At 71.4% G+C, this 17071-nt stretch carries 18 protein-coding genes and 1 tRNA gene; 17 read left to right on the top strand and 2 right to left on the bottom strand.

Annotation, left to right across the window (positions count from 1 at the left end; all coding sequences use genetic code 11):
* Positions 1 to 2 precede the first annotated feature (2 nt).
* The 17 genes from ACGF0J_RS18065 (at position 3) to ACGF0J_RS17985 (ending at position 14211) form a co-directional block, all read left to right on the top strand.
* Positions 3 to 602 (top strand): SurA N-terminal domain-containing protein, encoded by a 600-nt coding sequence (locus ACGF0J_RS18065; RefSeq protein WP_393147043.1) that lies wholly within the window; start codon positions 3 to 5, stop codon positions 600 to 602.
* Positions 603 to 615: 13 nt separating this feature from the next.
* Positions 616 to 1560, top strand: a complete 945-nt coding sequence (locus ACGF0J_RS18060) for a MazG family protein (protein ID WP_393147041.1) — start codon at positions 616 to 618, stop codon at positions 1558 to 1560.
* A 49-nt stretch (positions 1561 to 1609) separates the two neighbouring features.
* Entirely contained in the window at positions 1610 to 2746 is a 1137-nt protein-coding gene (locus tag ACGF0J_RS18055; protein WP_393147039.1) for a serine/threonine-protein kinase, read from the top strand.
* Between the two features lie 89 nt (positions 2747 to 2835).
* Positions 2836 to 4113 carry a phosphopyruvate hydratase gene (gene eno / locus ACGF0J_RS18050; RefSeq protein ID WP_393147037.1) on the top strand — a complete coding sequence of 426 codons (1278 nt, stop codon included), beginning with the start codon at positions 2836 to 2838 and terminating at the stop codon, positions 4111 to 4113.
* A 96-nt stretch (positions 4114 to 4209) separates the two neighbouring features.
* Entirely contained in the window at positions 4210 to 4644 is a 435-nt protein-coding gene (locus ACGF0J_RS18045; protein ID WP_393147035.1) for a septum formation initiator family protein, read from the top strand.
* A gap of 64 nt (positions 4645 to 4708) precedes the next feature.
* On the top strand, positions 4709 to 5197 hold the full coding sequence (locus ACGF0J_RS18040; RefSeq protein ID WP_393147329.1) for a DUF501 domain-containing protein: 489 nt from the start codon (positions 4709 to 4711) through the stop codon (positions 5195 to 5197).
* Positions 5188 to 6132, top strand: a complete 945-nt coding sequence (locus tag ACGF0J_RS18035; RefSeq protein ID WP_393147033.1) for an exopolyphosphatase — start codon at positions 5188 to 5190, stop codon at positions 6130 to 6132. Before ACGF0J_RS18040 ends, ACGF0J_RS18035 begins: the two co-directional genes overlap by 10 nt.
* Positions 6133 to 6309: 177 nt before the next feature.
* The gene (locus ACGF0J_RS18030; protein WP_393147031.1) at positions 6310 to 7758 is read left to right on the top strand and encodes a hypothetical protein; all 1449 of its coding nucleotides are present in this window, start codon (positions 6310 to 6312) and stop codon (positions 7756 to 7758) included.
* A 90-nt stretch (positions 7759 to 7848) separates the two neighbouring features.
* Positions 7849 to 8193, top strand: a complete 345-nt coding sequence (locus ACGF0J_RS18025; RefSeq protein WP_393147029.1) for a PadR family transcriptional regulator — start codon at positions 7849 to 7851, stop codon at positions 8191 to 8193.
* Positions 8171 to 9196: a hypothetical protein gene (locus ACGF0J_RS18020; protein ID WP_393147027.1), complete on the top strand. Its 1026-nt coding sequence runs from the start codon at positions 8171 to 8173 to the stop codon at positions 9194 to 9196. The genes ACGF0J_RS18025 and ACGF0J_RS18020 overlap by 23 nt, the downstream gene beginning before the upstream one ends.
* 45 nt (positions 9197 to 9241) lie before the next feature.
* A complete protein-coding gene (locus ACGF0J_RS18015) occupies positions 9242 to 10036 on the top strand; it encodes a uracil-DNA glycosylase (RefSeq protein WP_393147025.1) in 795 nt (264 codons plus the stop codon).
* 85 nt (positions 10037 to 10121) lie between these two features.
* Entirely contained in the window at positions 10122 to 11438 is a 1317-nt protein-coding gene (locus tag ACGF0J_RS18010) for an NAD(P)/FAD-dependent oxidoreductase (protein ID WP_393147023.1), read from the top strand.
* Between the two features lie 79 nt (positions 11439 to 11517).
* On the top strand, positions 11518 to 12030 hold the full coding sequence (locus ACGF0J_RS18005) for a glycine cleavage system protein R (RefSeq protein ID WP_393147021.1): 513 nt from the start codon (positions 11518 to 11520) through the stop codon (positions 12028 to 12030).
* A gap of 281 nt (positions 12031 to 12311) precedes the next feature.
* A tRNA-Leu gene (locus tag ACGF0J_RS18000) sits at positions 12312 to 12384 on the top strand.
* A 168-nt stretch (positions 12385 to 12552) separates the two neighbouring features.
* Positions 12553 to 13347, top strand: coding sequence for a Bax inhibitor-1/YccA family protein (locus tag ACGF0J_RS17995; RefSeq protein ID WP_393147019.1), 795 nt, complete (start codon positions 12553 to 12555; stop codon positions 13345 to 13347).
* A 165-nt stretch (positions 13348 to 13512) separates the two neighbouring features.
* Positions 13513 to 13746, top strand: coding sequence for a DUF4287 domain-containing protein (locus tag ACGF0J_RS17990; protein WP_101788372.1), 234 nt, complete (start codon positions 13513 to 13515; stop codon positions 13744 to 13746).
* Between the two features lie 54 nt (positions 13747 to 13800).
* Positions 13801 to 14211, top strand: a complete 411-nt coding sequence (locus tag ACGF0J_RS17985; RefSeq protein WP_393147017.1) for a PPOX class F420-dependent oxidoreductase — start codon at positions 13801 to 13803, stop codon at positions 14209 to 14211.
* A gap of 128 nt (positions 14212 to 14339) precedes the next feature.
* Here the strand turns inward: ACGF0J_RS17985 and ACGF0J_RS17980 are convergent, their stop codons facing one another.
* A complete protein-coding gene (locus ACGF0J_RS17980) occupies positions 14340 to 15557 on the bottom strand; it encodes an acetyl-CoA C-acetyltransferase (protein ID WP_393147015.1) in 1218 nt (405 codons plus the stop codon).
* A 111-nt stretch (positions 15558 to 15668) separates the two neighbouring features.
* Positions 15669 to 17039 carry a PQQ-binding-like beta-propeller repeat protein gene (locus ACGF0J_RS17975; RefSeq protein WP_393147013.1) on the bottom strand — a complete coding sequence of 457 codons (1371 nt, stop codon included), beginning with the start codon at positions 17037 to 17039 and terminating at the stop codon, positions 15669 to 15671.
* Positions 17040 to 17071: the final 32 nt, after the last annotated feature.

The raw sequence follows: 17071 nt of genomic DNA, 5'->3' as shown, positions 1-17071 counted from the left end.
ACGTGAAGTCGATTCGAGCGGCTGCGGCCGCTGCCGCCGTGGGTGCGAGCCTCGTCGCGCTGACCGCCTGCTCCTCCCCCATGGAGGCCGGTGCGGCGGCCGTCGTGGGCGGCGAGCGCATCTCGGCCAGTGACCTGAACAGGAACGTCCAGGAGTACGAAGCGGCGCTGAAGCGGGCCGGCATCCAGCCCGACCAGCTGCCCGCCCCCATCACCCAGTTCGTGCTGACGCGGATGGCCAACCAGAGCGCGTTCGAGCAGCTCGCCGCCAAGCACAACATCAGGGTGAGCGAGGCGGAGGTCGACACCGGGCTCAAGGACCCCGGCCAGTACCAGTCGCCCGAGATCAACCTGTTGGCCAAGGGCGTCTCGCCGGCCGACGCCCGCGCGTACATGCGCGCCGAGCTGGGCGTGGTCAAGCTGCAGCGGCAGTTCGGCGGCCCGGAGGACCAGAACGCCGCGGCCAAGCTCCAGCAGGAGTTCGGCGCGATCAAGATGGTCTACAGCCCCCGCTACGGCCAGTTCACCAACGAGCAGGGCTTCGTCGACACGGGCCGCTTCGGCAAGCTGACCCAGCAGGCCCAGCCGCCGGCCCAGGGCTGACGGGGCCGACCCGGTGCCGCTGATCGTCGTCACCACCTCGCCGCGGGTCGCGCCCGGCCTGCTCAGCCACCAGGCGTGGCGGGCGTTCGGGTCGGGCCGGGTCCTGACCGGCTCGGAGGACCACCCCCAGCTGCCCTACCTGGCCGAGGCCGGCGTCGAGGTGACGGTCGTGCCACCCGACGCCGCCCGGCTGGCCCGCGAGGCGGTCGCGGGCACGGTGGTGTGGCTCGCCGACGGCGCCGGGTCCGACGAGGAGTTCATGCGCGCGCTCGGGCACGCCGCGATCGCGCTGGACGACCCGCCGGTGATCGAGGTGGTGCCCGGCTCGTACGACCTGCCGGGCGCCCGCGTGCTCGACCTGGTCGCCGTCATGGAGCGGCTGCGGGCCGAGTGCCCCTGGGACCGGGGGCAGACCCACGAGTCGCTCGTCCCCTACCTGCTCGAAGAGGCCTACGAGGTGCTGGAGACGATCGAGCAGGGCGACTACCCCGCGCTGCGCGAGGAGCTCGGCGACCTGCTGCTGCAGGTGGTCTTCCACGCCAGGGTGGCCGAGGGCTTCGACATGGACGACGTGGCGGCCGGCATCGTGGACAAGCTGGTCCGGCGGCACCCGCACGTGTTCGGCTCGGTGCGGGCCGACAGCGCCGACGAGGTCAACGACAACTGGGAGGCCATCAAGGCCGCCGAGCGGGCCGCCAAGGGGGAGCGGACCTCCGCGCTCGACGGCGTGCCGCTGGGCCAGCCGGCCCTGTCGCTGGCGGCCCAGCTCCTGCGGCGCGCCGAGCGGGCGGGCGCGCCCGAGAGTCTCGCCTCGGCGGTCGGCCAGGGGGTCGGGCGCGAGCTGTTCGACCTGGTGCGCCGGGCCCGGGGGGCCGGCATCGACCCCGAGGCGGAGCTGCGCGCCGCCGCCCGTTCCTACCGCGAGCGCGTGCACGCCTGGGAGACCCACGAGACGTAGATCCGCCGAAGACGCCAGGATCAAGCTGTTCTCGACGGCAGGGGGCCTGATGGCACGCGTGCGGGAGTTGCATCGGGGGGAGCCGCGCGAGGTCGCCGGCTACCGGATCGTGGGCGTGCTCGGCGATGGCGGCCAGGGCAGCGTCTACCTGGCCGAGGACGCCGCGGGGCGGCGGGTGGCGGTCAAGGTGCTGCACGCGCGCCTGGCGGGCGACGAACGCGCCACGCGCCGCTTCCTGCGGGAGAGCGTCCTGGCGCGCAAGGTCGCCGCCTTCTGCACGGCCAGGGTGATCGACTCCGGGCTCGTGGACGGTCGCCCCTACCTCGTGAGCGAGTACGTGCCGGGGCCGTCCCTGCAGGAGCTGGTACGCCGGGAGGGGCCACGGCGAGACGGCGCTCTCGAACGGCTGGCGGTGGGCACGGCGGCGGCACTCAAGGCCATCCACCGGGCCGGGATCGTGCACCGCGACTTCAAACCCGGCAACGTCCTCATCGGCCCCGACGGGCCACAGGTGATCGACTTCGGCATCGCCAAGACCCTGGAGACGGGCACCACAGGCAGCGTCCTGGTGGGCACGCCCGGGTACATGGCGCCCGAGCAGATCGCGGGCGAGCCGGCGACCGCCGCCTCCGACATGTTCGGCTGGGCCGCCACGATGACGTACGCGGCGACGGGCCGCGAGCCCTTCCCCGGGGAGTCCATCCCGGCGGTCATGCACCGCGTCCTCACCGGCGAGCCGGACCTGTCGGGGGTGGAGGAGCCGCTGCGTTCGCTGCTGGGAGCCTGCCTGGCCAAGGATCCCGAGGCCCGCCCGTCGGCGGACGGGGTGCTGGAGACGCTCATGGACGGCGGCGGCGACCTCGTGGCGCCGGCCGCCGCATGGCACTCGACCGTCGAACGGTTCGCGGACGGCGAACGACGCGCGGACGGCGGACGCGCCGGCGAGGACGAACCCGTCGAGGACGAGGGGTGCTTCACGGACGACGCCGTCATGTACCCGATCGAGGGCAGGGCAGCGGACAGCGGGCCCGGGCGGGGCCTGTCGCCCCGCCGGCGCGCGCTCGCCGCCGGCGGGGTGGCCGTCCTGCTGCTGGGCGGGATGGCGCTGGGCCTGGCCTGGCGCAGCGACGTCGGCGCCGTGCGGCCGCCCGACGTCGTCAGGCCGATCGACTGGGCGGGCCGCTGAGCCGTCCGCGCGTGGACCCTGCGGCAGCCGGCGGCGGTACCGATAGGCTCTGAAGGCATATTGCCTTTTCGGATTTAGGAGCGCATCCCGTGGCTACCATCGAGGTCGTTTACGCTCGTGAGATCCTCGACTCCCGGGGCAACCCCACGGTCGAGGTCGAGGTGGTGCTCGACGACGGCAGCAGCGGCCGCGCGGCGGTGCCCAGCGGCGCCTCGACCGGGCAGTTCGAGGCCGTGGAGCTGCGTGACGGAGACGAGCGCTACGGCGGCAAGGGCGTGGAGAAGGCCGTCCTGGCCGTCACCGACGAGATCTTCGACGAGATCCACGGGGTCGAGGCCGAGGACCAGCGCATCGTCGACCAGATCATGATCGACCTGGACGCGACGCCCAACAAGTCCAAGCTGGGCGCCAACGCGATCCTCGGCGTGTCGCTGGCCGTCGCCAAGGCCGCCGCCGACAGCGCCGAGCTGCCGCTGTTCCGCTACCTCGGCGGGCCCAACGCCCACGTGCTGCCCGTGCCGATGATGAACATCCTCAACGGCGGCGCCCACGCAGACACCAACGTCGACATCCAGGAGTTCATGATCGCTCCGATCGGGGCGGGCACGTTCCGTGAGGCCGTGCGCATGGGCACCGAGGTCTACCACGCGCTGAAGAAGGTGCTGCAGGAGAAGGGCTACGCCACCGGCCTCGGCGACGAGGGCGGCTTCGCGCCCAACCTGCCATCCAACCGCGACGCGCTCGACCTCATCCTGGTCGCCGTCGAGCGGGCCGGCTACACGCCCGGCGAGGACGTCGCGCTGGCCCTCGACGTGGCCGCCACCGAGTTCCACAAGGACGGCGTCTACACGATCGACGGCAAGGGCCTGTCGGCCCAGGAGCTCATCGCCTTCTACGCCGACCTCGTCGACAACTACCCGCTGGTCTCCATCGAGGACCCGCTCGACGAGGAGGACTGGGAGGGCTGGAAGGCCATCACCGAGGCGCTCGGCGACAAGGTGCAGCTCGTCGGCGACGACCTGTTCGTGACCAACCCCGAGCGGCTGGAGCGCGGCATCGGCACCGGCACCGCCAACGCGCTGCTGGTCAAGGTCAACCAGATCGGCACCCTGACCGAGACGCTGGACGCCGTCGAGCTGGCCCACCGCAACGGCTACCGCTGCATGATGAGCCACCGTTCCGGCGAGACCGAGGACACGACCATCGCCGACCTGGCCGTGGCGGTCAACTGCGGGCAGATCAAGACGGGTGCGCCGGCCCGTTCGGACCGCGTGGCCAAGTACAACCAGCTGCTGCGCATCGAGGAGCTCCTCGACGACGCGGCCCGTTACGCCGGTCGCGCGGCCTTCCCGCGCTTCCGGCGGTAGTTTCCGGGTACGGGCCCGTGATCGCGAACGGTCGCGGGCCCGTACGGCCGGAGCCGGACGGAGATCCGGCCGCACGCATGAGGGGGGACGCGGAGCATGGCGAAGAGGCCGCAGCTGACCGGGAGGGCCGCCATCCTGGCGATCGTGGTGTGCGCGATCGCGATGAGCCTCGCCTACCCGGTGCGCGAGTACATCGCCCAGCGCCGCGCCATCGCGGAGCTGCAGGCGGAGAAGTCGCGGGTCGAGGCCGACCGGCGGGCGCTGGAGGCGCAGGCCCGGCAGATCCGCGACCCCAACTGGATCAAGCGCACCGCCAAGGAGCGCCTGCACTACTGCGGTCCCGGCGAGAAGTGCTACGTGGTGATGGAGGCCGAGCCCGGCAAGTCGCAGACGGCCGTCAAGCAGGCCGCGCCCGCGCCGCCGTGGTACCAGACGTTGTGGAAGTCCGTCGAGGCCGCCGACGCGGGCACCGGCCGCAAGGCGGGCGCCGGGGAGAGCCCGGGGGAGAAGGAGACCGTTGGACAGCCCTGAGCCCGAGCCCGCCGGCGACGTGCGGGACAGCGACGTGCGGGACAGCGACGTGCGGGACAGCGACGTGCGGGACAGCGACGTGGAGGCGGTGCGGCGGCAGCTCGGCCGCCCGCCCCGCGGACTGCGCGGGGTGGCGCACCGCTGCCCGTGCGGCAACCCCGACGTGGTGGAGACCGCGCCGCGGCTGCCCGACGGCTCGCCGTTCCCCACCCTCTACTACCTGACCTGTCCCCGGGCGGCCTCCGCCATCGGCACGCTGGAGGGCTCCGGCCTGATGCGTGAGATGCAGGCCAGGCTGGCGGACGACCCCGAGCTGGCCGCGAGCTACCGGGCCGCACACGACGACTACGTCGCCCGGCGTGACAAGGCTGCCGAGGACGCGGGCATGGAGCCGCTTCCGCGGGACATGCAGAGCACCGGGGGCATGCCGCTGCGGGTCAAGTGCCTGCACGCGCTCGTCGCGCACGAGCTGGCCGCCCCCGGGACCAACCCGTTCGGCCGGGAGGCGCTCGATGCCCTCCCCGATTGGTGGAGTGACGGACCATGCGTGTAGCCGCCGTCGACTGCGGCACCAACTCCGTACGCCTGCTCGTGGCCGACATCCCGCACGACACGCTCACCGAGGTCGAGCGGCGGATGGAGATCGTACGGCTGGGGCAGGGCGTCGATGAGACCGGCCGGCTGTCGGCCGCGGCCCTGGAACGCACGTTCGCCGCGATGCGCGGCTACCGGGAGCTGATCGACCGCCACGGCGCCAAGCGCACCAGGGTGGTGGCGACGAGCGCGACGCGTGACGCGGCCAACCGGCAGGAGTTCGTCGACGGGGTGCGCGAGATCTTCGGCGTCGAGCCGGAGGTCGTCAGCGGCGGTGAGGAGGCCGAGCTGTCGTTCACGGGCGCGACCCGTGGCCTGTTGCACCTGTCGCCGGAGACGGAGCATCCCGAGGGGCCGGTGGGGCCCTACCTGGTGGTGGACATCGGCGGTGGCTCCACCGAGTTCGTGATCGGCTCGCGCCACGCCGAGGAGGCCCTCTCGGTCGACATCGGCTGCGTCCGGCTCACGGAACGGCACCTGCGTGACGCGGGCGACCCGCCGTCGTCGGCGGCGGTGGCGGCCATGACCGCCGACATCGAGGCCGCGCTCGACCGGGTGACGGAGGCGGTGCCCGTGGAGCGGGCGCACACGCTGGTGGGGCTGGCGGGCTCGGTGACGACGGTCGCCGGCATCGCGCTCGGCCTGCCGGCCTACGACCGCGACCGGATCCACCACGCGCACGTCACCGCCGAGGAGGTCCACGACGTCACGCGGCGGCTGCTCGCGATGACCCATGGTGAGCGGGCCGGCATTCCGGTGATGCATCCGGGGCGGGTCGACGTCATCGGGGCGGGGGCCCTGATACTCGACAGCGTCATGCGTCGTTTCGCGTTTTCGCAGGTCGTGGTCAGTGAGCACGACATCCTCGATGGAATTGCGTGGTCTATCGCCTAAAAGAGCCACTAAATCCGGACATTTCGCGTTACGGTGCCGTGTTGAGCGTGCAATCAGTATTGTGCTTAGGTAAAGGGGCATTACGGGGGCTTTGCCATATTGCCGGACACGTATGGTGCCGGCGTGGCGACCGTTCCCGAGCGCATCTTTTCCCTCACGGAATGGAGCACTCTCACCATGAAGTCATCACCGTTAGCGCGTCGGGCGGCGGCGCTCGGCGCCACCTCCGCGATGCTGGCCGGGCTGGTCGGGCTGGTCGCCACGCCGGCGCAGGCGGCCACCGCGGCCACCGCGTCCGCCTCGAAGGCCAAGCCCAAGGTCTCGGTGTCCACGCCGACGACCGCGGACCGCAGCTACGTGGGCGCGTGTCCGGCCAAGGTCAGCTTCTCGGCCAAGATCAAGGTGAAGCTGACCGGCAAGACCACGCTGGCCTACCGCTGGCTGCACGGTGACGGATCCGCGAGCAAGGTCAAGACGATCAAGCTCAGCGGCAAGGGCACCAAGTACGTCAACGTGTCCCAGGCCAACACCTTCGGCGAGGACGTCAAGGGCTGGGAGGCCCTGCAGGTCCTCAGCCCCCGCAAGGTGACCTCCAAGAAGAGCCACTTCTCGGTCACCTGCGCGGACCCCAAGGTCATCGACGAGGACCAGCTCTCCAACCGGCACAAGGTCTCGGCCCGCGCCTGGGCCAGCCCGAGCACCTACGTCGGGTCCTGCACCCCCGGCGACAAGGTCCACTTCGGTGGCCGGATCAAGGTGAACAAGCCGGCCTGGGTGAGGTACCGCTGGGTCCTCAACGGCCGTGTCGTCGACTACGGCAAGACGAAGGTGTGGAGCAGCAAGCGGGTGGGCTTCGGCATCTCCCCGCGTGACAGCCAGCGTGGCTACGCGCAGCTGGAGGTCCTGAGCCCGGCTCGGGTCTCCTCCAACCGCGCCTACTACAAGGTCGTCTGCCAGGACGAGGCCCCGGCCCCGCGCGTGTCCGTCTCCGGCCTGGTGACGGCCACCGACCACGAGACCTGCGCGGTCAGCGCGCACGCGAACGTCAGCTCGACCGCCCGCGGCCGAGTCGAGTACGCGTGGAAGCTGAACGGCCGCACCGTCAAGACCGGTGACGTCTGGTTCAGCCACCGTGACACCCGCAACATCCAGCTCGGCGAGCAGGAGCTGCGGGGCTACGCCACCAAGGGCGGCAGGATCACCCTGACGGTCTCCGGGGCGCGCAACACCGACTCGATCACGCAGTCCTACGCCGCGTGCGAGGCGCCGAAGCCCAAGGTCTCGGTGTCCAGCGTCTCGGTCGCGGGTCAGCGTAACGACATGTGCGCCGACAACCGGGGTCCGGGCGTGGACTTCCAGGCCACGATCACCAGCACCGGGCCGGCCACGGTCAAGTACTACTGGGTGATCAACGGCAAGCGCGAGCACGAGACGCTCGAGCGTCAGGTGAACGGCAGCCTGAACGTCACCTGGGGGATCGGCGGCACCCACGGCGCCTCCGAGACCTCGGGCTCGGTCGCGCTGGTCGTCGTGAGCCCGAACGAGGCCGCCTCCGGCAGCACCGCCTTCTCGGCGACCTGCCCGCCGAAGGCCGCCGAGTCCGGCAAGGCTGACACGTCCGCCTGATCGGGATGAACTAGGCCGGACGGCGTCCCCGTGGCGCCGTCCGGCTTTCTCGTTTGCCACTATTACGCAAAGCGCAGTAGTGTGCATGCCGTGGATAGCAGCCAGCTCCTCAAGGGCGTGCTCGACCTGGCCGTCCTCGCGGTCCTCGACGAGCGCGACGGCTACGGCTACGACGTCGTGCGCAGGCTGAGGGAGGCGGGCCTGCACGACGTGGGCGACGCCTCGGTGTACGGGACGCTGCGCAGGCTGTTCAAGGCCGGCGCGCTCACCTCGTACGTGGTGGCCTCCGACGAGGGGCCCCATCGCAAGTACTACGGGCTGAACGAGGTCGGCAGGAGCATGTACGCCTCCTCCACCCGGACCTGGACCTCGTTCGCGGCCACCATGGCATCCCTGCTCAAGGAGGGGCACAGTGACACAGCACCCCGGTCCTGAGGCCGGTGACGGCACCCTGGACACCCCGGCGCGCTACGCGCAGGCCGTACGCGACGCCCTGGCCGGTCATCCGGACGCCGAGGAGCTGCTCGACGACCTCGACGACCACCTCGCGGAGATCGCGGCGGAGTCGGACGTCCCGCTGGAGGAACGGCTGGGCCCGCCGGCCGCGTACGCGGAGGAGCTCGCGGCCGCCTACGGGGGCCGGCCCGCGAGCCGCCAGAAGCGCCGCCTGCGGCCCGTCGGGCGGCTGCGCGACCTCCACGCCACCCTCATGGGTAAGGACGCTTACCGAGGCTTCCTGGGCCTCCTGCGCGAGCTCAGGCCCGGCTGGTGGGTGCTGCGCGGCTACCTGCTCGCCATGATCCTGGCCGGCTTCGCCGACGACCGCGTCCTGCCGGGCGACGCGCTGGGCTGGCTGCTGGTCCTCGCGTTCGTGGCGGCGTCGGTGTGGTGGGGCAGGTCCGCCCGGGGCCGGCTGGCGCTGCCGGTCACGCTGCTGGCCAACGCGGGGGCCGTGGTGGCGCTGCTGATCGGGGTGGCGATCGCGGACCGGCCCGCCCTCGACGAGCGCCACCTGGCCGACGGCTCGGGCCCCGTCATGGTGGAGACCGTCTCCGGCCTCGGCGGCGACGTCTACAACATCAAGCCGTACGCCAAGGACGGCACCCCGCTGACCGACGTCTACCTCTACGACCAGAACGGCCGGCCGCTCACCACCGACCCCGAGGCGCACGGCTACACGGTCGACCGGTCGTGCGGCGAACCGATACTCAACCGCTACCCGCTGCCTCTGGTCGAGGAGACCGAGCCCGACTCCGGCGTCGCCCGGAGCCCCTCGTGCGCGACGGCCGCCCCTGCCGCGCCGGCCTCCTCGCCGGCGCCGGCGCCCGTGCCCAGCGCCGACTCCGGCCAGGCGCCGCCCCGCACGAGGTCACCCGAGCCGTCCGGCCGGCCGTCCGGCCCGCCGTCCGGCGTGCCGTCCCCCGAGCCGTCCGGCTGACGGGCGGCGGCGGGGCCCGGCGGCGGATCGGGCACCATCGAAGGCATGAGTTTCGTTCCCCCCGGCACCGGCTGGCCCGAGGACCCGGCGACCGCCGAGACGCCGGTCGCCCATGACCCCGCGGACGTGCGCCGCCTCGCCGCCACCAGTCGCACCCTCGCGGAGCTCACGGCGCGGCAGTCGGTCTGCCGCGCCTGTCCCCGCCTGGTGGCCTGGCGCGAGGAGGTCGCCCGGACGAGGCGGCGCGCGTTCGCGGACGAGACCTACTGGGGCCGCCCGGTCGCCGGGTGGGGCGACGAGCGCCCGCGCCTGCTCATCGCCGGGCTCGCCCCGGCGGCCCACGGCGGCAACCGGACGGGCCGGATCTTCACCGGCGACCGCAGCGGCGACTGGCTGTTCGCCTCGCTGCACCGCTGCGGCCTGGCCGCCCAGGAGACCAGCACCCACGCCGGCGACGGGCAGCGGCTCCTCGGCGCGCGGATGGTGGCGTCGGTGCGCTGCGCGCCGCCCGCCAACAAGCCCGCCCCCGACGAGAAGGCCGCCTGCTTCCCGTGGCTGGCCCGCGAGGTCGCGCTGGCCGCCCCGTCCGTCCGGGTGATCGTCGCGCTCGGGGGCTACGCCTGGCAGGCCCTGTGGCCGGCGCTGAAGGAGGCTGGCTACGCCCTGCCGCGGGCCAGGCCGCCGTTCGGCCACGGCGCCGAGGTCGCGCTCTCGTACGGCGAGACGCCCGTGACCCTGCTCGGCTGCTACCACCCGAGCCAGCAGAACACCTTCACCGGCCGGGTGACCGCTCCGATGCTCGACGACGTCTTCACCAGGGCATTCCGCCTCATGGTGTGATGAATCGCATTGCTCACGGAGTGGAGTTCCGCCCCATCGGCGCGTAAGCTTGTGAATGCTTTCACAAACGAGGATGGGCCTCAGGATGAACAAGCGCATTGTGATCGTGGGCGGCGGCTACGTCGGCCTCTACACCGCACTCCGACTCCAGAAGACGCTCCGCCGCGAGCTGCGCGACGGCTCCGTCAGCATCACGATCATCGACCCCCAGTCGTACATGACCTACCAGCCGTTCCTCCCGGAGGCGGCCGCCGGCAACCTGTCACCGCGGCATCTGGTCGCGCCGCTGCGCCGGGTGCTGCCCAAGGTGGAGATCCTCAACGGCACCGTCACCAAGGTCCACCACGGCGAGCGGACCGTCACCTTCCAGCCCGCCGAGGGCCAGGCGCGCGAGATCGCCTACGACGTGATCGTGATGGCCGCGGGCTCGATCTCGCGGACGCTGCCGATTCCCGGTCTCACCGACATCGGCATCGGCTTCAAGACCGTGGGCGAGGCCATCGCGCTGCGCAACCGCGTCCTGCACCTGCTCGACGTGGCCGAGTCCACCGAGGACCCCGAGGTGCGCCGCCGGGCGTTGACCTTCGTGGTCGTGGGCGCCGGCTTCGCGGGCGTCGAGGCCCTGGCCGAGCTGGAGGACATGGCCAAGGACTCCACGCGCTACTACCGCAACATCAAGCCGTCCGACCTGCGCTGGGTGCTCGTCGAGGCCACCAACCGGGTGCTGCCCGAGGTCGGCCCGGAGATGGGCACGTGGACGCTGGAGCAGCTCCGCGAGCGCGGCATCGACGTCAAGCTGGAGACCCGCCTGGAGTCCTGCGTCGGCGGCCGCGTCGTGCTCTCCGACGGCACCGAGTTCGACGCCGACACCCTCGTCTGGACGGCCGGCGTCAAGCCCAGCACGATCGTCAACTCCACGGACCTGCCGCTCGACGAGCGCGGCCGGGTCAAGACCACGGCGGCGCTGACCGTCGCGGGCGTCAAGGGCGCCTTCGCCGCCGGTGACATCGCGGGCGTGCCCGACGTGACCAACCCCGGCCAGTACTGCGCGCCCAACGCGCAGCACGCGGTGCGCCAGGCCAAGGTGCTCGCCGACAACATCGCCCGCCACCTGCGCGGTGAGCAACTGGTCGACTACCGCCACAAGTATGTCGGATCGGTCGCCGGGCTCGGCCTGCACCAGGGCGTCGCCAACGTCTACGGGGTCAAGCTTCGCGGATTCCCTGCGTGGTTCATGCACCGGACCTACCATCTGTCGCGGGTGCCGACGCTCAACCGGAAGGTCCGTGTCGTCGTCGACTGGACTCTTGCGCTGTTCTTCAAGCGGGAGACGATCTCGCTCGGCGAGGTCGAACACCCGCGTGACGGGTTCAGGGCCGCTGTGGCGACGATGCGCCGCTAGCCCGGCCACGCAGCGCCCCGGTGCCCTCGCGCCGGGGCGTTCCGGTGCCCGCGATCTTCGGACGAGAGGGGATCCACGGGTGGGGCTCTCAGCGGTGACCGTGCTCGGCGTCGACCGGCCCGGCGTCATCGCCGCGGTCACCGGTTCGCTCGCCGGATGCGGGGCGAACATCCAGGACTCGACGATGACCCTGCTCGGCGGGCACGTCGCGATGATGTTACTGGTGTCGGGCGACCTCAGCCCGGAGGACCTGCTGCGGCGGGTGAGCGCCCCCGACCTGGTGGTGACCGCCTCGGCCGTCAAGGCACAGCGGCACTTCGGCTCCCCGTCCAGCGGGCGCGGCCACGTGCTGACCGTCCACGGACCCGACCGGCCCGGCATCCTGTCGGTCATCAGCACCGAGCTGGCCGCGGTCGGCGGCCACATCACCGGCATGAGCAGCCGGCTGTCCGGCCGCCTGTACGTGCTCATCGCCGACGTGGAACTGCCGGACGAGGTGGACGTGGCGGGCCTGGCGTCCCGGCTCGCCGCCGTGGGCGCCGGCCTTGACAGCGAAATCACCATCCGTCGTGTGGAATCTCACGCGCTGTGAAGGCCGGGTGAAAACCGTGCGAGTACGCTCCGTAACCCGTGGTCGTCCGAACAGCGAAAACGCGGCGTACTTCACATAAGCGGTTGCCAGAAACGCAAGATCCCGTCACCATCGAAGCCGATGCCCCCGAACCCCGGTCCTTTCCGCACCATCAGGACCAAGGGTGTTGTCCCTGGACAGAGCGTCAGGAGCCCTGACACTTCCTCGCGGGCTTCACAGTTGTGACGCATGATGCGAAGTTGTGCTCCTCGGGAGCATGGTCCGTTTCGTATGATTGCGGCGCCCCCGTAGCCCAATGGCAGAGGCAAACCCCTTAAAAGGGTTGACGTGCGGGTTCGAATCCCGCCGGGGGCACGCGCGTCCACTCCGGAAAAGGACCCTGTTTTCGATGCCGCTGACCCCGGGAACTTCCCGGGTGTCACGTTCGTTGTGCTCGCGATGACGTCTCGAACCTACATAGATCTGGGCGCGAGTTGACCTAGGCGGTGACCGGTCCAATAGGCTCGGCCACAGGAGGCACCGATGGAGAGCAAGAACCCCGTTTTCAGCAGGTCGCGGCAGCAGTCCGGTGGTTGGGGAGCGCCCGCCCCCACGCCCGATCAGCTGCAGCACATGTACGACAGCCCGTCGTACGCCCCCCCGGCCCCGCCGGCCTACCGCGCGATGACGCTCGACGACGTGGTGGTCCGCGGGTTCATCACCCTCGGCGCGCTCGTCGCGGCGGCCGCCGCGGCCTGGTATTTCGAGGTGCCGATGGGCGTCGCGGTGGTCTCGGCCATCGTCGCGCTGGTCATCGGTCTGGTGGCGTCGTTCAAACAGAGCACCAACCCGGCGCTCATCCTCGCCTACGCGGTCTTCCAGGGTGTGTTCCTGGGGGCGCTCAGCTCCCTGTTCCAGTCGATGTTCGGCAACAACATCGTGCTCCAGGCGGTGCTGGGCACGGCGTTCGCCTTCGGCGCGATGCTGACCGTCTACTCACTGCGCATCGTCCGCGTCACGTCCAAGATGGTCAAGTACGTGGTGGGTGCCGCCATCGCGGCGCTCGGCCTCGTGCTGGTCAACCTGATCCTCGGCTTCTTCATCCCCGGCGGGCTCGGCCTGCGGACCGACTCCCCGATCGGCTGGGTCTTCAGCATCGCGATGATCCTGATCGGGTGCTTCTTCCTGCTCCTCGACTTCGACGCCGTCGAGCAGGGCGTCAAGCAGGGCGCTCCGGAGAAGTTCGCCTGGCAGTGCGTCTTCGGGCTCACGCTCACCCTGGTGTGGATCTACATCGAGGTGCTGCGCTTCATCAGCTACTTCACCAGCAGCGACTGACCGGTCCGTCCGACCGCTGCTGCGAAGGGCCCTGCCGACCCGGCGGGGCCCTTCGGCTTGCCAGGAGATCAACAGTTCGTAACGAATTGGTGGCGAGTTGGGGGTTGCGATTCCGGATGAGGTGTTGCAGTGTCAAGCAAAGGACCTTATTCCGTGGAGGTGCCCATGTCCTTGAACCACTCACCGGAGACGCAGACCAAACTGATCGCAAGGGTCCCGGCGATAACGGGACGCGAACTCCCCGAGTGGTTCCAAGCCATCGACAACGGCCCGAGCTTCCTGCGCTGTGACGAGCGGGCCAACTGGCTCGCCGACGAGCACGGGCTGACCCACGGCTACGCCGCCGCGATCGTTCACGAGCACGAGCGGCACCGCCGCAACCGGATGGGCTTCATCTAGAGCCCGCCCCACCCGCGCGCCCGTGCCTCGGCACGGGCGCGTCATCATGGGGGCATGGATCTGGACGCAGCACGCACGTTCCTCCGCGGCAGCCACCGCGCGGTCCTGCTGACCCGGCACGCCGACGGCCGCCCGCAGCTCTCACCGGTGACGGTGGGCGTGGACGCGGAGGGGTTCCTGGTGGTCAGCAGCAGGGAGACGGCGGTCAAGACACGGAACGCCCGCCGCGACCCCCAGGTGTCCGTCTGCGCCTTCACGGACGCCTTCTTCGGCGAGTGGGTGCAGGTGGACGGCACGGCGGAGGTGGTCTCGCTGCCGGAGGCGATGGACCACCTGGTCTCCTACTATCGCGACATCTCGGGCGAGCACCCCGATTGGGACGACTACCGGGCGGCCATGGTGCGCGAGCGCAGGGTCGTCATCCGCATCACGCCGCACCGCGCCGGCCCCGACTTCCACGGCTGACCCGCCGCGGGCGCGCGTCCCTCCGTCCGGCGGGCGCGTCCGGAGAGCGGTCGGCGGGCGGCGGCCGGCTGTGCCCGGCTGGGCGCGGCCGGGCGCGGCACGTTCGGCGCGGCGCCCGGCCACGGACGTCAGGAGAGGCGCTCCAGGATCATGGCCATGCCCTGGCCGCCGCCCACGCACATGGTCTCCAGCCCGATGGACTTGTCGTGGTGCTGGAGGCTGTTGATGAGCGTGGAGGTGATGCGGGCCCCGGTCATGCCGAACGGGTGCCCCACGGCGATCGCCCCGCCGTTGACGTTCAGCCGGTCGAGGTCGATGCCCAGCTCGCGGTAGGACGGGATGACCTGGGCGGCGAACGCCTCGTTGATCTCGACCAGGTCGACGTCCTCGATCGCCATCCCGGCCCGTGACAGCGCCTGCCTGGACGCCTCGACCGGGCCCAGGCCCATGATCTCCGGTGACAGGCCGGTGACCCCGGTCGAGACGATCCGGGCGAGCGGGGTGATGCCCAGCTCGGCCGCCCGGACGTCGCTCATCACGACGACGGCCGCGGCCCCGTCGTTGAGCGGGCAGCAGTTGCCGGCCGTGACCGTGCCGTCGGGGCGGAAGACGGGCTTGAGCGCCGAGACGCCCTCGTACGTCGTGCCGGCCCGCGGGCCGTCGTCCTGGCTCACCACGGTGCCGTCGGGCAGCGTCACCGGGGTGATGTCCTTCTGCCAGAACCCGTCGGCGATGGCCTTCTCGGCGAGGTTCTGCGAGCGCACGCCGAACTCGTCCTGCTCCTGGCGGCTGACGCCCCTGAGCCGGGCGACGTTCTCGGCGGTCTGGCCCATGGCGATGTAGACGTCGGGCAGCGTGCCGTCCTCGCGCGGGTCGTGCCAGTCGCGGCCGCCCTCGGCGAACTGCCGGGTGCGGGCCACGGCCTCGTCGAAGGCGGGGTTCTGGGTCTCGGGCAGCGAGTCGGAGCTGCCCTTGGCGAACCGCGAGACCATCTCGACGCCGGCCGAGACGAACACGTCACCCTCGCCGGCCTTGATGGCGTGGAAGGCCATCCGGGTGGTCTGCAGCGACGACGAGCAGTAGCGGGTGATCGTGGTGCCCGGGACGCCGTCCAGGCCGAGCATCACCGACACGACGCGGGCCATGTTGAAGCCCTGCTCTCCGCCGGGCAGGCCGCAGCCCAGCATGATGTCGTCGATGGTCGTCGGGTCGAGCTGGGGCACCTTGTCCAGCGCGGCTCTGATCATCCGCACGGTCAGGTCGTCCGCGCGCAGCTCCTTGAGCGACCCCTTGAAGGCGCGCCCGATCGGGGATCGGGCGGTGGCGACGATGACTGCCTCGGGCATCTGCCCCTCCTCTGTCAGCACTTAACAGAACTATATTTCAGTGCTGGCGGGTGGTCTCGTCGCCCCGTCGCCAGGTTATTTCCGCACTTTTGTACGACCTGTCATCTTCGGTCAGCCGTACATGCCCGGCGCGGTGGCCGTGTTGTCGTTGACCGCGTGGACGGCCCCCTTCTCGTCGCGCCACAGCCGCCAGCCGTTCTGGCTGCCGGTGAACCACGAGGGCGGCGTCGGCGAGCCCGTCACCCGCCGTCCCGTGGCCAGGTCGTACTCGCACACGGCGGCCACCGAGTAGAAGCCGGGCGCCTGCCCCTTCAGCGGGAGCGGCTTGGGGTCGGTCACGCAGAAGGACCAGCCGCGCTGCTCCTCCACGGGCACCGGCCGGCCGGTGGTCAGGTCGAAGACCGACCCCTTGCCGCCGTGCCGGAGGAAGCCCAGCTTGTCCATGCGGTCGGGGAAGGCGAGCCACCAGCCCGAGCCGGGCACCGAAGCGGCCGGGATCTGGCCGATCACCCGGCCGGTGCCGGAGTCGAGCCGGGCGAAGCCCCCGTAGGCGCCCTGCTCGTCGACCGGACGCACGACAGGCGCGAAGCCGGGGTTGCCGCTCGGGTAGACCCGGACCACCGAAGGGCGCATCCAGTTGACCGTGCCGTCGGCGATCTTGACGGAGAACAGGCCGAACGTGGTGAGCTTCTTCGTGCGGGGGTCGGTGTAGGGGGCGAGGTAGCCGACCAGGTCGGAGCCGCTCGCGCCGAACGCCCAGCCGCCCGACAGGTCGATGCCGGGGCCGAGCGCCTGCTCGACGGGCTGCTGCCACAGCAGCTTGCCGGTCTTGAGCTCGTACGACTCGACGGTGGGCGCGGCGGCCAGGCGCAGCATGAGCACGCGCTCGCCGTCGGACCACTCGACCTCGGCCAGGCCGGGCAGCTTCCACACGGGCTTGCCGGTGGCCGGGTCGAGCACCACCACGCGCGCCGACGACAGCGCGGTGTGCTCCGACAGGCAGACGTACGGACCGCAGCCCTGCGGGCCGAAGGTGGAGTGCACCGGCCGGGCCCACAGCCGGCGGCCGGTGCGGGCGTCGCGGGCGACGACGGTGGCGTTCCAGCGGCCCTCCTTGGCCGGGTCGAGCGCCACGACGACGGCGCCGCCCCCGCCGGGCAGCTCGGTCAGCGCGGGGGCCGAGACGCCCATGCCGGGCAGCCGGCCCGCCATCGTGGCCGGGTGCGCCCACAGGCGGCGGCCGGTGGCGAGGTCGAGGGCGACGGTTTCGAGCGTGCCGCCGGACTTCATGGACGTGGCCGTGACGACACCGCCTCCGGTGACCATCCGGCTGACGACGTCGACCTCGGAGTTGTGCCAGGCGGGGAAGGCGGCCGTGGCCGCGTCGCTGCCCGAGCAGCCGGTCAGCGTGGTGGTGAGCGCGGTGGTCAGCGCCAGCGCCGAGGCGAGGGCGGGGGCGGGTTTCGTGAGGGGCCGGAGCACGGTCAATCCACTCCAAACAGGACGAAGAGTGG

This window comes from Nonomuraea sp. NPDC047897, from assembly GCF_043204415.1.
GTDB lineage: Bacteria > Actinomycetota > Actinomycetes > Streptosporangiales > Streptosporangiaceae > Nonomuraea.
Note: the sequence above shows the minus strand (reverse complement) of the source record. Positions and strands in the feature narration are given on the sequence as shown.

Bases quoted from the DNA above. Each gene is read 5' to 3' on its own strand.
- ACGF0J_RS18030 (WP_393147031.1), top strand. From the start codon at position 6,310: ATGAAGTCATCACCGTTAGCGCGTCGGGCGGCGGCGCTCGGCGCCACC.
- ACGF0J_RS17985 (WP_393147017.1), top strand. From the start codon at position 13,801: ATGGATCTGGACGCAGCACGCACGTTCCTCCGCGGCAGCCACCGCGCG.
- ACGF0J_RS18010 (WP_393147023.1), top strand. From the start codon at position 10,122: ATGAACAAGCGCATTGTGATCGTGGGCGGCGGCTACGTCGGCCTCTAC.
- ACGF0J_RS18045 (WP_393147035.1), top strand. From the start codon at position 4,210: ATGGCGAAGAGGCCGCAGCTGACCGGGAGGGCCGCCATCCTGGCGATC.
- ACGF0J_RS18035 (WP_393147033.1), top strand. From the start codon at position 5,188: ATGCGTGTAGCCGCCGTCGACTGCGGCACCAACTCCGTACGCCTGCTC.
- ACGF0J_RS17995 (WP_393147019.1), top strand. From the start codon at position 12,553: ATGGAGAGCAAGAACCCCGTTTTCAGCAGGTCGCGGCAGCAGTCCGGT.
- ACGF0J_RS18055 (WP_393147039.1), top strand. From the start codon at position 1,610: ATGGCACGCGTGCGGGAGTTGCATCGGGGGGAGCCGCGCGAGGTCGCC.
- ACGF0J_RS17990 (WP_101788372.1), top strand. From the start codon at position 13,513: ATGTCCTTGAACCACTCACCGGAGACGCAGACCAAACTGATCGCAAGG.
- ACGF0J_RS17980 (WP_393147015.1), bottom strand. From the start codon at position 15,557: ATGCCCGAGGCAGTCATCGTCGCCACCGCCCGATCCCCGATCGGGCGC.
- ACGF0J_RS18015 (WP_393147025.1), top strand. From the start codon at position 9,242: ATGAGTTTCGTTCCCCCCGGCACCGGCTGGCCCGAGGACCCGGCGACC.